Consider the following 13,855-nt stretch of genomic DNA (forward strand, 5'->3'; position numbering starts at 1 on the left):
AACAGCGATCTGGCCCTCCGAAAACAAAAACTTCCTCCCGAACGGCGGCGCCACTCGGCCTCGCGTTGACATCGCTTCGGCCTCACTGCATACTTTTCATGTACATAGTTGTCCACATACAAATGGGTGTGCATCGATGAAGATTGCAGTGATCGGAAGCTACGGCGTGGGGCTCAGCATGCGGGTGCCGCGGATGCCTGACGCGGGGGAGACCCTGACCGGCGGCACGTTCGAGGCCGGCCCGGGCGGCAAGGGATCCAACCAGGCGATCGGTGCAGCCCGGCTCGGTGCCGACGTCCGCTTCCTCACCGCTATCGGCGCCGATGACTACGGCCGCGCCGCCCGCGAACTGTGGGCGGACGAGGGCGTTGACGCGTCGCGCGTCGTCGAGTTCACCGACGCTCCCACGATGGCCGGGTTCATCATGGTCGAGCCGTCGGGAGAGAACCGGATCGCGATCGCGCCGGGCGCCCTCGACCGTCTGAGCGAGAGCGACGTCGAGACGTTCCGCGACGAGATCGCGCAGGCGGACGTCGTGCTCGTGTCGATGGAGATCCCGATCGACGCCGTCGTCGCCGCGCTCCGCATCGGACGCGAGCTCGGCGTCACGACGATTCTCAACCCGGCGCCCGCGCAGCCGCTGCCGGATGACGCGCTCAAGAACGTCGACATCATCACGCCGAACCAGACGGAGGCCCGCGTCATCCTCGGCACGGACGATGCCACGACCTCCGACGCCGACGTCGCGAAGGCCATCGCGGATCGCGTCGACGCGGCCGTGATCATGACGCGTGGCTCGGAGGGGGCGATCGTCATCGAGAACGGAACGATGCAGGAGATCGCTGCCGTCCGCGCGTCGCACGTCGTCGACACGACGGGCGCGGGGGACGCGTTCAACGCGGCACTCGCGGTCGGCGTCGCCGAAGGACACACGCTTGCCGACGCCGCCGCTTTCGCCGCGCGCGCAGGGGCATTCGCCGTGGCGACCGACGGCGTCGTCCCTGCACTGCCGAGACGGCAGGACTTGAACCTCACGAACGGAGAATCCCTGTGACCGCTGCTACCGCGACCGCGCCACGGCGCGCCTCGTTCGACCCGCGAAAGCTCCTTCACGCGCGAGAGGCAGGAGTGTTCGCCGCACTGGTGCTCCTCTTCGTGCTGGGCGCGGTGCTGTCGCCGAGCTTCATGCAGGCAGGGAACCTCCTGTCGGTGGGCCAGCAGATCTCTCAGATCGGCATCATGGCGATCGGTGCGACGTTCGTGATCGTCAACGGCGAGATCGACCTGTCCGTCGGATCCGTCTACGCGCTGGCGGCGATCTCGACCGGCCTCGCGATCGAGGGCGGCATGACCTGGACGCTGGCTGTCATCATCGGTCTCGCCGTGGGCGCGCTCGCCGGTCTGCTGAACGGCCTCGCCGTCGTCGTGCTGGGCGTTCCGAGCTTCATCGTCACACTGGGGACGTTGAGCGTCTTCCGCGGCGTCGCGCTCCTGATCTCCGACGGCGCGCCCATCTCGCTCAGCTCGAGCCAGCCGGGCGTCGCGGAGTTCAGCCTGATCGGACAGGGCTATCTCTTCGGTGTCATTCCGATGCAGCTCATCGTCTTCGCGGTGATCGCGGCGATCGGCGTCCTGCTCCTCGCCCGCTCGCGTTTCGGATTCAACACGTATGCGGTCGGCGGCAACCCCGAAGCTGCGCGCCTCGTCGGCATCAGCGTCAAGGGCGTCAAGCTCGCCGCCTTCACGATCGCCGGCCTGACGGCCGCCGCCGCGGGCGTGCTCGGCCTGTCGTTCCTCTCGTACGTGCAGGGCGTCACGGGAACCGGTCTCGAGCTGACCGTCATCTCGGCCGTGATCATCGGTGGCGCGGCGCTGTTCGGCGGCTCCGGCACGATGTGGGGCACGATCATCGGCGTCACGTTCATCGGCCTGCTGCAGAACATCCTCAACATCAACGGCATCTCGTCGTTCTGGCAGACCGTCGTCACCGGTCTCGTCATCGTCGCCGCCGTCGCGACCGATACCTGGCAGCGCCGACGCAAATCGAAGGCGTAACGCCATCCACCCGCGCAGGATCATGCGCCATTCGTTATCCCGGACCAAAGGAGGACCGATGTTTCTCAAGACAACCGCCCGACGCCTCATGGCAGCCAGCGCAGCCGCGCTGACCGGCGCACTTCTGATTGCCGGATGCGCGGCGATCACCCCCGCGAGCTCGGCGTCGGACGACAGCGAGTTCGAGCTGGCCGACTACATCCAGGAGCGCGTCGACAGCGGCGAGCCGCTGCGGATCAAGCTCAGCTACCACGACCCGTCTCTCGCGTTCGCGACGCCGATCAAGGTGGGAATGGAAGAGGCCGCCGAGGAATTCGGCGCCGACGTCAGCCTGATCGGCCCCACGGGCGGCGATGCGGCGAAGCAGGTCTCGGAGCTGCAGACCCTGATCCAGCAGCAGGCCGTTGATGGACTCGCCGTCTCATCTGCGTCGAGCGATGCGCTCAAGCCCGTGATCTCGCAGGCGCACAGCGCGGGCATCCCGATCATCTCGTTCAACACCGACAACCCCGGATCCGACCAGATGGGCTTCGTCGGGCAGGACCTCAAGGCGTCCGGCGAGGCCGAGGCGGAGGAGCTGCTGAAATCTCTCGGTGACAACCCGTCCGGCAAGGTCGTCGTGTTCTCGCTCGACACGGGCGCCGGCTGGTCGCACGACCGTTTCGGCGGGTTCGAGAGTGCGCTTGCAGACACCGACCTCGAGATCGTCGGTCCGGTGAACGTCGGCAACGAGCCGAGCGAGGCGTACAACACCGTCGAATCGACCATGTCCGGGCAGTCCGACGTTGTCGGGATCGCCGGCCTCGACTGCTGCTCCACGACGGCCGCCGCGAAGTGGCTGTCGCAGTCCGGCAAGACGGGCGAGATCTCGATGGTCGGATTCGACCTGCTCTCGACCACCGCCGACTACATCCGCAACGACGTCGTGACATTCACGATCAGCCAGAACCCCACCGAGCAGGGATACCAGGCAGTCAAGGTCCTCGCGGAGTACCTCACCGACGGCACGGCGATCGAAAGCGTCGACACCGGCGCGCAGATCATCACCAAGGACAACCTCGACGAAGCCACGGTGGAGGACTGATGAGTGCCGTCTCGCCCCTCGTCGAAGTCCGCGACCTCACTCGCAAGTTCGGTCCGGTCACCGCACTCGACGGCGTGAGCTTCGACATCGTCGAAGGTGAGGTCACCGGTCTGGTGGGTGAGAACGGCGCGGGAAAGTCGACGTTGCTGAAGATCCTTGCGGGTCTGCAGCCGCCGAGCTCCGGATCGGTGCGCGTCGACGGCGCGGAGGTGGAGAGTTTCGACCCGAACACGGTCCTCACCAAGCATTCCATCGCGATCGTGCCGCAGGAGCTGTCGCTGCTGCAGGATCGCACCGTCGCCGAGAACATCCTCGCCGGCATCGAGCCCGGGTCTCGCCTCTTCCCGTCGAAGCGGCAGATGCACGCCCGTGCGCGGGCGCTGCTCGCCGAGCTCGACCTCGACATCGACCCCGGGGCGAACGTCCGGCAGCTGGATCTCGCGATCCAGCAGCTCGTCGTGGTCGCGCGGTCGGTTGCGCGCGGATGCAAGGTGCTGATCCTCGACGAGCCGACAGCGATGCTCACCCCCGCTGAGGCGAACCGGCTGTTCGTGCTGATGGCGAAGCTCAAGGCACAGGGCACCACGATGGTGTACGTCTCGCACCGAATGCCGGAGATCTTCGAGCTCTGCGATCGCCTCGAGGTGCTGCGCGATGGCAGACACGTCGCGTCATGGCGGCGCGAGGAGGTCGGCCCGGACGACGTGGTCGCCGCGATGGTGGGCCGTGAACTCGAAAAGTTCGACGGGCGCGAGAACAGAAGCACGGATCCGCAGGCGACGCCCGCGCTGCGAATCGATGCGCTGAGCGGCCGTCGCCATCGCGACGTCTCGTTCGACGTCCGGCCCGGCGAGATCGTCGGGATCGCTGGACTGCCGGACTCGGGTCGCGTCGAGCTGCTGGCGAACATCTTCGGGGCGGATCGAGGGACAGCCGGCCAGGTCTGGCTGTCGGGGACGGCTTACGAGTCACGGTCCCCGATCGCCAGTGTGCGGCACAAGCTCGGTTTTCTGCCTGGCGAGCGGCGCGCGCAGGGGATCCTCACGACGATGTCGGTCGGAGACAACATCGGCGTGCTCGGAACGCGTGCGAACTCGACGCTCGGCATGCTCAAGAAGGGCAAGATCGCGCAGTCGGCGCAGCGATTGGCGACGCGGATGCGTGTGAAGACCGCCGGCCTCGGCCAGCCGATCACGAGCCTGTCCGGAGGCAATCAGCAGAAGGCGCTGCTCGCGCGATGGATCTCGATCCGGCCGGACGTCCTGATGCTCGACGAGCCGACCCGCGGCGTCGACGTCGGCGCGAAGGTCGAGATCTACGAACAGCTCTTCGAGCTGGCGGAGCAAGGCGTCGCGATCGTCTGTTCGTCGTCTGACCTGCCGGAACTGCTCACCGCGACCGATCGGATCCTCGTGATGCGTGAAGGACAGGTGGCTGGCGTTGTGGAGTCGAACGACGCGACCGAAGAGACGATCATGGCGCTCGCGACGAACGCAACCGCCGATGAACTCACCCCGACGAAAGGAATGTGATGAAACGACACGGAATTCTCAATGCTGAGCTCAGCGGCGCGCTTGCGACGCTCGGGCACACCGACCTCCTGATGGTCGTCGACGCCGGCTTCCCGATCCCGCGAAGTGCGCATCGGGTCGACCTCGCCATCGCGGAGAACCTCCCCGACCTCCGCACCGTGTTGAAACTGATCTCCGCGGAGATGGTCGTCGAGGGCGTCGTGCGGGCTGACGATGTGACCTCGAACAACCCCCGCCTCGATGAGTGGCTTCAGCAGGAGTTCACGGACGCGGAGTTCACGACGCGCAGCCACGCCGACATGCTCGGAGAGCTCGCGCAGCAGGCGAAGGTGATCGTCCGAACCGGGGCATTCGAGCCGTGGGGCAACATCGGCCTCTTCTGTGGTGTCGACGTGCCGCGCTGGTTCGGCGGCGAGGGCATCATCGCGCCGGACTACTACGCATCGAAGCTCTAGAACCCGAAATACAGAGAAAGAAGAACATGACTGACACCACTGCGCCCGCTGCGCTCTCGCTGTCGCCCGCCGAATTGGCGCCCTACATCCAGCACACCAAGATCGAACCCGGGGCCACCCGTGACGAGATGATCGCGCACGCTCGTGAGGCGGCGGAGCACGGATTCAACGCGGCGATGATTCCCGCGTCCTGGATCCGCGAGGTCGCCTCGGAACTGGCCGGCACGGGCGTTGAGATCGCGTCGGCCCTCGACTTCCCGACCGTCGGAGTGATGACGAGCGCGGGCAAGGCAGCGGAGGCGGAAGCGATCGCCAAGCTGGGCGCGACGCAGCTCGACATCGGCGTTCAGGTCGGCTGGCTCAAGAGCGGCTTGTACGACGCGTTCCGCGATGACATCGCGGGCGTCGTGAAGGCGAGCGGGATCCCCGTCAAGGTGATGCTCGAGCTGCCGCTGCTGACTGAGTCGGAGAAGGATGCCGCCGTCGACCTCGCGATGGAGGCAGGCGCCGCGTTCCTGAAGAACGCGTCGAGCGGCCAGATCGAGACGGCGAGCCCTGACAACATCCGCTACCTGGTGGGTCGCGCACGTGAGGGCGTCAAGGTGAAGGCGTCGGGGTCGATCAAGACCTATCACCAGGCTCTCGAGCTGATCGGTGCGGGCGCCGTGCTTCTCGGAACGAGCGCGGGCACGTCGATCATCAGCGACACCGGCGATGACTCGACTGTGAGCTACTGACCGGAAGAGTCTCACCGCCTGCCCGGCTCGGTTGGGCAGGCGGTGATACTTGTAGAGAGGCGATGCGTGAGGAGCGAGAGTGGCGGAACAGGGTGACGTGATCGGGAGCGAGATCCAGCGCGAGCTTCCCGTGGCGATCCACGCTCAGATCTCAGATCGATTCCGCTCCCGCATCGCCTCCGGAGAGTGGCCGGCGAACTATCGCCTGAAGAGCGAACCGGATCTCGCGGGCGAGCTCGGCGTCAGCCGGGGCACGCTGCGGCGCGCGCTGACCACGCTGATCGAGGAAGGTCTGCTCAAGCAGGTGCGCGGGCGTGGGACCTTCGTGACGTCGACGACGATCGAACCGGCGATTGCCCAGAAGCTGAGCACGCTGACGGAGGATTTCGCGAAGCAGGGCATCGAGACCGACACCGAGGTTATTGAAGCCGTGCTGATCGACCCGCCGCGCCCCATCGCCGCCCTGCTCGACGTCGCGCGAGGTGGGGCGGTTCTGAAACTCGTGCGCCGCCGCAGCACGGCGGAAGGGCCCGTCGCGCTCCTCTACAACTACGTGCGCGCCGATCTCGCGCCCGGCATCGAGGGCGTCGATTTCGCGACGACGAGCCTGTTCGGCACGCTCGAACGGCAGTTCGGGCTCAAGATCGCGTCTGCTCGTCGAACGTTCAGTGCGCGCGCTGCCGACGGGATCGTGGCGCGCTACCTCGATCTCGCCGAGTCGTCACCGGTGCAGTACCTCGAGCAGGTCACCTATCTCGCCGACGGGCGTCCCATCGAATACTCCGACGTGTGGATCCACTCCGGGCGCCTGCGCGTCACGTCGATGCTCTCCCGCCGCTGATCTAACGCGCCGGCTGCGCCCCGTCAGAGCCCTCGATGCCGTGGATGAAGATCGCGGCGACCTCGTCGTCGAACACGGCGCGTTCGTGGGGGATGCGCGCGCGGTAGGAGGCCTGCGCCTCGAACGCGGCGGCCGGATCCGCGAGCACGCGGTCGTAGGCGCGCTTGGCGTTCTGCACGATGTCGGGGCGCACCTCGACCTTGTGCTCATGTGGAAGCGGCACGTCGACGCCATTGGCCGCCGCGCCGCGGTTGGCAACGAGCACCACGGATCCCATGGCCGCGGCTTCACGAGGGAAGCGATCTTTGCCGGGGTGCGCGCCGAGATCGAGGTAGACGAGGGAGGTGCGCAGGGCGTCGTCGACCTGGTCGCGCGTCATGTTCTGCAGCGGCAGCAGCTCGATGCCCGGCCAGCGCCGCGAGAACTCCGTCATGATGGCGCGCGACTTCGCGGGGTTGTAAGCGATGCGGGGGATCCGCCCCTCGGCCGTCACCGCGGACGACGACAGCGGCGTGTAGTCGCTGAGGATGGATCCGGCTCGGCCGAGGTGGGCGAACACGTGGCTCCACGCGTAGTGCGACTGGGCGAGGTGTCCGCTGCGGGCCAGCACGCGATCCTCGCCGCTCGTGAGGCCCCGTAGGAAGCGCTTGGCCGCGCGCACTTGCAGCAGCGGTGCGCGCTGATTGCGCCCGCGCTCGATCGGCAGCAGCGACGTCGCGTCGCGTTCGATCACGAAGCGCGGGGCATAGTCGATCGACAACCACCACACGTATCCGCGCGCTCGCCGCAGGCCGCGTAGCAGCAGTGCCTGCGTCTCGGGCACGATGACCTCGTTGCCGCGCGCGTCGACCACCCCGTTCGCTTCCGGCGCGTCGTAGTGCTCATAGCGCTCGGCGCGCGGCGTCGCAGTCGTGCCGGGGATCGGAACGAGGAACGCCTCGCGCCCCTGTCGCCGCAGCGAGTCGACGAGCTGGTGCAGCGCCTCGGGGCCGCCGGTGGCGAGGCCCCTCGGGTAGTAGACGTAGGTGGTCACGCGTCGACCTTACGAGACTTCGCCCCAGACCCCGCGGAAGCATGCGCGCCAGAAGCAGCACCGGCGCCACCCACCGGCGTCAACGCCAGCGCAGTGAGCACGGCGACGAACGGCAGCGTGTGGTTGTCTCCGACGAAGAACGTCGTGTCGGCCATGCCGTGCAGGAACACCCACGTGAGCCCGATGAGAACGATCGCTGTTCGCAGCGCCGCCCGCGAGAACATCGGCCGCCGCCGCGTCTCGCCGATGCGGCGCAGGGATCCGACGAGGCCGACGACGACGAGCGCGACGGTGAGCACGACCGCGATGAGGCCCGCGTCCACCCACGCCTGCAGGATGAGGTTGTGCGGAGGCCACACCTGCGTCGCGATGCCGGGGAAGTAGTCCGACCAGACGTCGACGATGTGGGTGCGCCAGTTGCCGAACCCGAATCCGGTGAACCAGCGGTGCGGGAAGGCCTCGGCCACCATGCGCCACAGCGTAAAGCGGTCGCCGAGCGTGGTGCCAGCCGACAGCGCCCCGGGCCGGAAGGTCGCGACGGCGATGGCACCGGCGATCGCGACGAGCACGGCGATGGATCCGACAATCCAGCCGATCACCGGGCGGCGCACCGCGAACAGCGCGAAGAGCGCGACGACCGGCAGCGCGACGACGAGCAGCACGGCGGTCATGGATCCGGTGGCCACGAGCGCGGCGACCGAGACGACGGCCGTGACGAGGTGAAGCGTGCGCCGCCCACCGGCGAAGACAGCCCAGAGTGCGGCACAGGCGGCGATCGCGAAGAACAGCGACGCGGTGTTGCCGTTGAGGAAGAGGCCGCCGGCCTTGTCGGGCGAGAGAACGTTCTGGTAGTGCGTCGGGTCGTCCTGCGTGAAGAGGCGCGGCAGCAACGGGTGCGACTCGCGCCGCGGCATGGCCTCGCCCGCGAACAGCCCGAGGGTGCGGATCGGGTCAAGCGCGATCGCGATCTCGGCATCGCTGACGAGGATCACGTCGGGCTCGGTGAACAGCGTCGCGATCGGCGACCGGAGGTACGCCCCTTCGAGCGGCGGCCAGAGCCGGAACACGATCACGATGAGGGCCGAGATGATCACGAACGGTGAGGCGACCGCGAGCGCGACGGGCGTTCCGGCCGGATCGCGGCGGATCACGTCGCGCGCCAGCAGGAACACGGTGAGCAGCGCGACACTGAAGACCACCCCGTAACCAGCGGATCCGAGTTTCTCCGACCACAGCACTGACACGGCCTGCCAGGCGGCCAGCGCCGCGAGGAACAGCGCCCAGATCGTCGCGCCGGATCGCAGCGTGCGCCGATCGTCGCGCGTGCGCCAGAACGCGACGGGTAGCAGGGTGCACGTGATGAGCAGGGCGAACGACGTGAAGCCGAACGGCCCGAAGAACTGCACGACGCCCAGTGCCAGCGTCGCCGCCAACAGCCAGCGCGATCTGACGCGAAATGCGAGCGCAGCGACGACCAGCGCCGCGACCGCGACGACGCCGAGGATCAGCATGATCTCGAGGGTCGATCGCGAGTCGAGGAACGACGGGTCGTCCTGAAGTCTCAGCACACATCTCCCCTTGTTGCTGACATCTCGCACCATCTTAGGGTCGTGTCCCCCGTATATCGGGAAGCGCGAGTCGGCGGAAGAAAGACAGTGTCATCCGAGACAATCGAGGTATGCGAATCTCCGCCCGCGGCGACTACGCCGTCCGCGCCTGCCTCGAGCTTGCGGTGCGCCCCGACGACGCGCCGCTGTCGGCCGAGGCGATCGCCACCGGGCAGGACATCCCGCGGCGCTTCCTCGAGGGGATCCTGCCCGATTTGCGCCGTGCCGACATCATCCTCAGCCAGCGCGGTGCGCGCGGCGGCCATCGCCTGGCTCGCGCGCCCGAGGACGTGACGGTCGCTGACGTGATCCGCGCCGTGGAAGGCCCGCTCGTCTACGTGCGGGACGACCGGCCGTCGGACGTGGAGCTGCGGGGCACGGCGACACCGCTGGTGAACGTCTGGGTCGCGCTGCGGGCGAACGTGCGGGCGGTGCTCGAATCGGTCACCCTCGCCGACCTCGCCGACGGCCGGCTGCCGAACGACATCGCGAACCTCGTGGCGGATCCGGGGGCCTGGGAACAGGAGTAGCGGCGGCCACTGCTGCGCCTCGCGCTCCTTGCGGCTCGTAATCCGCGGTAATCCGACGGAATTAGTAGGATATGCTCGTCGCCATGAACACGCTCATACTGCTCGCGCTCGTCGGGCTCGGCGCACAGCTCGTCGACGGAAGCCTCGGCATGGCGTACGGCGTCACCTCGACGACGCTGCTGCTCGCCATCGGCACCAACCCCGCTGCCGCGTCCGCGACGGTTCACCTCGCGGAGATCGGCACGACACTCGCGTCCGGCGCCGCTCACTGGCGTTTCGGAAACGTCGACTGGAAGGTCGTCGCCAGGGTCGGGATCCCCGGCGCGGTCGGCGCGTTCGTCGGTGCGACGTTCCTCTCGTGGCTCGCGGTCGAACTCGCCCAGCCGGTGATGTCGACGATCCTCCTCGGGCTCGGCATCTACGTGCTGTTGCGGTTCACCGTGCAGGGGCTCCCGACGCGCAGCGAGCGTCCCCTGCGCCGTCGATTCCTCGTGCCGCTCGGGCTCGTCGGCGGCTTCATGGACGCCACGGGCGGAGGCGGGTGGGGCCCCGTCGGAACCCCCGCGCTGCTCGCGAGCGGACGGATGGAGCCGCGTAAGGTCATCGGCACCATCGACACGAGCGAGTTCTTCGTCGCGGTCGCGGCGAGCATCGGATTCTTCTTCGGGCTATCGGGTGTCGGCATCGATTGGTCGTGGGCGCTCGCGTTGCTGATCGGCGGCCTCATCGCGGCCCCGATCGCCGCGTGGCTCGTTCGGCACGTGCCGCCGCGCATCCTCGGATCCCTCGTCGGCGGCCTCATCGTGCTGACCAACTCGCGCACGCTGCTGCGGAGTGACTGGATCGCGGCGCCAGCGCCCGTGGCCTGGACGGTCTACGTCGTCATCGCGCTGGTGTGGGCCGGAGCCGTCGCGTGGAGCGTGCGGGCGCACCTCGCCGCGAGTCGCCTCGAGAAGGCGCGCGTCGCGGAGGGCGCGCGAACGGACTGAGGCGCGCTCAGCGGGCGTCGAGCTCGGAGAGCGCGGCGAGGATCCGGTCGACCGCGTCGTCGGGGGAGACGACGGAGGCGTCGATCGTGAGGTCGGGGCGCGGCGGGATCTCGTACGGGTCGCTGATGCCGGTGAACGCCGGGATCTCGCCGGCCCTGGCCTTCGCGTAGAGGCCCTTGCGGTCGCGCTCCTCGCACACCTCGAGCGGTGTCGAGACGTGGACGAGCAGGAAGCGCCCGAACTCCTCGACGCGGCGGCGCATCTCGACACGCATCGCCTCGAACGGGGCGATGGGGGCGCACACCGCGATGCCGCCGTGCCGGGCAACGAGGGCGCCGACCCAGCCGATGCGCTGCACGTTGAGCATGCGGTCGTGCAGCGAGAAGCCGAGACCCTTCGACAGGATCTGGCGCACTTCGTCGCCGTCGAGCAGCGTCGTGGTGCGCGGATCCGTCTCGGCGAGGCGCTGCACGAGCAGTTTCGAGATCGTCGACTTCCCGGATCCGCTGAGCCCGGTCAGCAGCACCACGCGACCTGACGAGGCGGGGGCGGGAGTCTGCCAGACGCTGACATCGTCGGCGACGAGCTGGGTCGCGATGCGCGCGTTCTCGTCGTCGGAGTCGGTGGTGTGGGGGAGGATCACGGCGCGGCGGCCGGCGGCCTCGACGGCGGTCACGGCGCGGGCGAGCGCGGCCGAGTCGCCGCGGTCGAGCACGATGGCGTCGCCGGGATGCTGCTGCCAGCCCTCGTCGTCGGGCCCCGGCACGGTTCCGGTGACGAGAACGGCGTGCGGGGTGCGGGCGGATCCACGGACCACGCGCAGGTCGGCGCGGTCGCGGTGCCCGAGCGGGCGGCGGGCAGTGGCGGTCCCCGTCACGACCGCGATGGTGGGAAGCGGCGGGGCCTGCCCGGATCCGAGCTGCGTGATCTCATCACGCGGCGGGTCGACGTGTTCGACCGTGATCTCCGCGATCTCGGCGACGTCGGTGCCCTCTTCATCGTGGAGCACGACGGTGTCGCCGTCTGTGACGTCGATCCCGGTGAGCTCGAGGCGCAACTGACCCTCGTCGAGACCCGCGAGGGCGAGTTCGACCTGACGCAGCTGGGCGGCCGAGAGCGTGGCGGGCACGTCCATCATGAGTTCTCCTCGGGGTGGTTCTTGTGCTCCTGATGCCATGTGGGCTCGAGGCCGTTCGCCTTGCGCAGGCCCATCCAGCCGAACGTCGCGGCGACGAAGGCGACCGCGACGGCCGCGATGGTCCAGGTGATGTCGACATTGAGCAGGCGCAGGCCGGCGGCGAGCAGCACGAGGGCGAGGGCGCGGCGCACGATGCCACTGGGCAGAACCGACGAGAACCGGGCTCCGATGAGTGCACCCGGCACGCTGCCGATCATGAGGGGGATCACGATTTCCCAGTGCACATCGCCGAAAAACAGGTGGCCGATCGCGGCCGCGAACACGAGGGGCACGGCCTGCACGAGGTCGGTGCCGACGAGGCGGTTCATCGACAGCAGCGGGTAGAGCATCATCAGCGCGATGATGATGAACGAGCCGGAGCCCACCGAGGTGAGACCGACCATGAGGCCGCCGACGACGCCGACGATGAGGGTCGGGACGATCTTCACCGGCACGTCGGCGGTGTCACTGCGCTGCGTCGACGTGCCGTCGCGGCGTTCGCGGGCGCGGTTGCGCATGCCGATGAAGGCTCGGAACCCGAGGAGCGAGGCTGCGAGCAGGAGCACCGCACCGAGGGCGGTTTTGACGAACGCCTGCACTCCGGTCAGCTCGCCGACGGCGGAGATGATGAGCGCACCGCAGAACGCGGCGGGCACCGACCCGATCATGAGCCACAGCACGAGCCGCCAGTGCACGGTGCCGTAGCGTGCGTGCACGATCGATCCGGCCGGTTTCATCACGGCGGACGTGATGAGGTCGCTTGACACCGCTGTCAACGGGCTGACGCCGAAGCCGAGCACGAGCATCGGAGTCATCAGGGCGCCGCCGCCCATGCCGGTGAGTCCGACGACGACACCGATGCCGAGGGCGGCGAAGACCATAGCCCAATCCATGGGGAGAAAGATTATCAGCGCGAGGCGGGAGAACCGTCCCTGTCACGCTCCATGACGGCCCGCGGAACAGATTTTGCAGGCGACTGGGGTAAAGTCACGGAGGAACTGGGGGAGTGCGCCTCCCCTGCAGACGACCGTTTCCAGGGGATCACCGCTTCGTGACTGACACAACCGATGCCGACATCGCGCGCGAACTCGCGCGCCTGGCGGCCCAGCGCCTCATCGAAATCCGCGCCGAGAACCCCGAACTCGACGGAAAGGCCCTGAAGGATCTCGGTGATCAGGGCGCACAGGCGGTCCTCGCCGAGCGGCTCGCGACCCTCGCGCCCGGCGACGCCGTGCTCAGTGAGGAAGCCGCGGACAGCGACGCGCGACTCGGCGCCGAGCGGGTGTGGATCATCGACCCCCTCGACGGCACCCGTGAATTCAGCGAGGGCCGCGACGACTGGGCCGTGCACATCGCCCTCCAGATCGGTGATGAACTGACGCTCGGCGCCGTTGCGCTCGGCGGGCCCGACGAGATCCTCGTCTCAACCGACGCAGGCGTCGACACCGCCCGCGGAGCCGCGGAGAGCGACGGCCCTATTCGCATCGCCGTGAGTCGCAGTCGCCCGCCGGAGCTCGTCGAACACGTGTCCGCGAGCCTCGGTGCCGAGCTCGTGCCGATGGGATCCGCCGGCGTGAAGATCTGCTCCGTCGTGCGCGGCGAGACCGACGCTTACGTGCACGGCGGAGGCCAGTACGAGTGGGACAGTGCGGCACCCGTCGCCGTCGCTCGCGCGGCCGGCCTGCACACGTCGCGCCTCGACGGCAGCGACCTCGTCTACAACCAGCCCAACCCGTACCTTCCCGATCTGGTCGTGTGCCGACCTGAGATCCGGGACGACGTGATGACCGCGATCCGCGCGGCGCTCTGAGCGCT

The 13,855-nt window shown here is 68.4% G+C and carries 14 protein-coding genes; 10 read left to right on the forward strand and 4 right to left on the reverse strand.

From position 1 onward, the window contains the following. Positions 1-136: 136 nt before the first annotated feature. From IEW87_RS04730 to IEW87_RS04760, 7 genes are all read left to right on the forward strand, one after another. Entirely contained in the window at positions 137-1,054 is a 918-nt protein-coding gene (locus IEW87_RS04730) for a ribokinase (RefSeq protein ID WP_188711129.1), read from the forward strand. Then, entirely contained in the window at positions 1,051-2,055 is a 1,005-nt protein-coding gene (locus tag IEW87_RS04735; RefSeq protein WP_229730954.1) for an ABC transporter permease, read from the forward strand. Before IEW87_RS04730 ends, IEW87_RS04735 begins: the two co-directional genes overlap by 4 nt. 58 nt (positions 2,056-2,113) lie before the next feature. Continuing rightward, on the forward strand, positions 2,114-3,139 hold the full coding sequence (locus IEW87_RS04740) for a sugar ABC transporter substrate-binding protein (protein WP_188711130.1): 1,026 nt from the start codon (positions 2,114-2,116) through the stop codon (positions 3,137-3,139). Next, positions 3,139-4,671, forward strand: coding sequence for a sugar ABC transporter ATP-binding protein (locus IEW87_RS04745; protein ID WP_188711131.1), 1,533 nt, complete (start codon positions 3,139-3,141; stop codon positions 4,669-4,671). The genes IEW87_RS04740 and IEW87_RS04745 overlap by 1 nt, the downstream gene beginning before the upstream one ends. Next, positions 4,671-5,126, forward strand: coding sequence for a D-ribose pyranase (gene rbsD / locus IEW87_RS04750; RefSeq protein WP_188711132.1), 456 nt, complete (start codon positions 4,671-4,673; stop codon positions 5,124-5,126). The genes IEW87_RS04745 and rbsD overlap by 1 nt, the downstream gene beginning before the upstream one ends. A gap of 26 nt (positions 5,127-5,152) precedes the next feature. Further along, positions 5,153-5,863 (forward strand): deoxyribose-phosphate aldolase, encoded by a 711-nt coding sequence (gene deoC, locus IEW87_RS04755; protein WP_188711133.1) that lies wholly within the window; start codon positions 5,153-5,155, stop codon positions 5,861-5,863. 79 nt (positions 5,864-5,942) lie between these two features. Continuing rightward, positions 5,943-6,704, forward strand: a complete 762-nt coding sequence (locus IEW87_RS04760) for a GntR family transcriptional regulator (RefSeq protein ID WP_229730955.1) — start codon at positions 5,943-5,945, stop codon at positions 6,702-6,704. Position 6,705: 1 nt separating this feature from the next. On the opposite strand, the gene IEW87_RS04765 is transcribed toward IEW87_RS04760, so the two are convergent. After that, entirely contained in the window at positions 6,706-7,737 is a 1,032-nt protein-coding gene (locus IEW87_RS04765; protein ID WP_188711134.1) for a hypothetical protein, read from the reverse strand. Continuing rightward, the gene (locus IEW87_RS04770; RefSeq protein WP_188711135.1) at positions 7,734-9,305 is read right to left on the reverse strand and encodes an O-antigen ligase family protein; all 1,572 of its coding nucleotides are present in this window, start codon (positions 9,303-9,305) and stop codon (positions 7,734-7,736) included. Before IEW87_RS04770 ends, IEW87_RS04765 begins: the two co-directional genes overlap by 4 nt. A 110-nt stretch (positions 9,306-9,415) precedes the next feature. On the opposite strand from IEW87_RS04770, the gene IEW87_RS04775 reads away from it, so the two are divergent. Together IEW87_RS04775 and IEW87_RS04780 are read left to right on the forward strand one after the other, a co-directional pair. Beyond that, positions 9,416-9,874, forward strand: coding sequence for an RrF2 family transcriptional regulator (locus tag IEW87_RS04775; protein ID WP_188711136.1), 459 nt, complete (start codon positions 9,416-9,418; stop codon positions 9,872-9,874). A gap of 83 nt (positions 9,875-9,957) precedes the next feature. Beyond that, positions 9,958-10,863: a sulfite exporter TauE/SafE family protein gene (locus IEW87_RS04780; protein ID WP_188711137.1), complete on the forward strand. Its 906-nt coding sequence runs from the start codon at positions 9,958-9,960 to the stop codon at positions 10,861-10,863. Positions 10,864-10,870: 7 nt separating this feature from the next. On the opposite strand, the gene cysC is transcribed toward IEW87_RS04780, so the two are convergent. Both cysC and IEW87_RS04790 read right to left on the reverse strand, forming a co-directional pair. Then, the gene (gene cysC, locus IEW87_RS04785; protein ID WP_229730957.1) at positions 10,871-12,001 is read right to left on the reverse strand and encodes an adenylyl-sulfate kinase; all 1,131 of its coding nucleotides are present in this window, start codon (positions 11,999-12,001) and stop codon (positions 10,871-10,873) included. Continuing rightward, positions 11,998-12,933 carry a sulfite exporter TauE/SafE family protein gene (locus IEW87_RS04790; protein WP_229730959.1) on the reverse strand — a complete coding sequence of 312 codons (936 nt, stop codon included), beginning with the start codon at positions 12,931-12,933 and terminating at the stop codon, positions 11,998-12,000. The genes cysC and IEW87_RS04790 overlap by 4 nt, the downstream gene beginning before the upstream one ends. A gap of 158 nt (positions 12,934-13,091) precedes the next feature. Between IEW87_RS04790 and IEW87_RS04795 the strand changes: the two genes are divergently transcribed. Next, positions 13,092-13,850 (forward strand): 3'(2'),5'-bisphosphate nucleotidase CysQ, encoded by a 759-nt coding sequence (locus tag IEW87_RS04795; protein WP_188711139.1) that lies wholly within the window; start codon positions 13,092-13,094, stop codon positions 13,848-13,850. The last annotated feature ends 5 nt before the right edge of the window (positions 13,851-13,855 follow it).

Source organism: Microbacterium faecale (assembly GCF_014640975.1).
GTDB classification, from domain to species: domain Bacteria; phylum Actinomycetota; class Actinomycetes; order Actinomycetales; family Microbacteriaceae; genus Microbacterium; species Microbacterium faecale.

Excerpts from the sequence above, each read along its gene's own strand:
- IEW87_RS04740 (WP_188711130.1), top strand. The coding sequence starts at position 2,114 with ATGTTTCTCAAGACAACCGCCCGACGCCTCATGGCAGCCAGCGCAGCC.
- IEW87_RS04730 (WP_188711129.1), top strand. The coding sequence starts at position 137 with ATGAAGATTGCAGTGATCGGAAGCTACGGCGTGGGGCTCAGCATGCGG.
- IEW87_RS04780 (WP_188711137.1), top strand. The coding sequence starts at position 9,958 with ATGAACACGCTCATACTGCTCGCGCTCGTCGGGCTCGGCGCACAGCTC.
- rbsD (WP_188711132.1), top strand. The coding sequence starts at position 4,671 with ATGAAACGACACGGAATTCTCAATGCTGAGCTCAGCGGCGCGCTTGCG.
- IEW87_RS04745 (WP_188711131.1), top strand. The coding sequence starts at position 3,139 with ATGAGTGCCGTCTCGCCCCTCGTCGAAGTCCGCGACCTCACTCGCAAG.
- IEW87_RS04775 (WP_188711136.1), top strand. The coding sequence starts at position 9,416 with ATGCGAATCTCCGCCCGCGGCGACTACGCCGTCCGCGCCTGCCTCGAG.
- cysC (WP_229730957.1), bottom strand. The coding sequence starts at position 12,001 with ATGATGGACGTGCCCGCCACGCTCTCGGCCGCCCAGCTGCGTCAGGTC.
- IEW87_RS04790 (WP_229730959.1), bottom strand. The coding sequence starts at position 12,933 with ATGGATTGGGCTATGGTCTTCGCCGCCCTCGGCATCGGTGTCGTCGTC.
- deoC (WP_188711133.1), top strand. The coding sequence starts at position 5,153 with ATGACTGACACCACTGCGCCCGCTGCGCTCTCGCTGTCGCCCGCCGAA.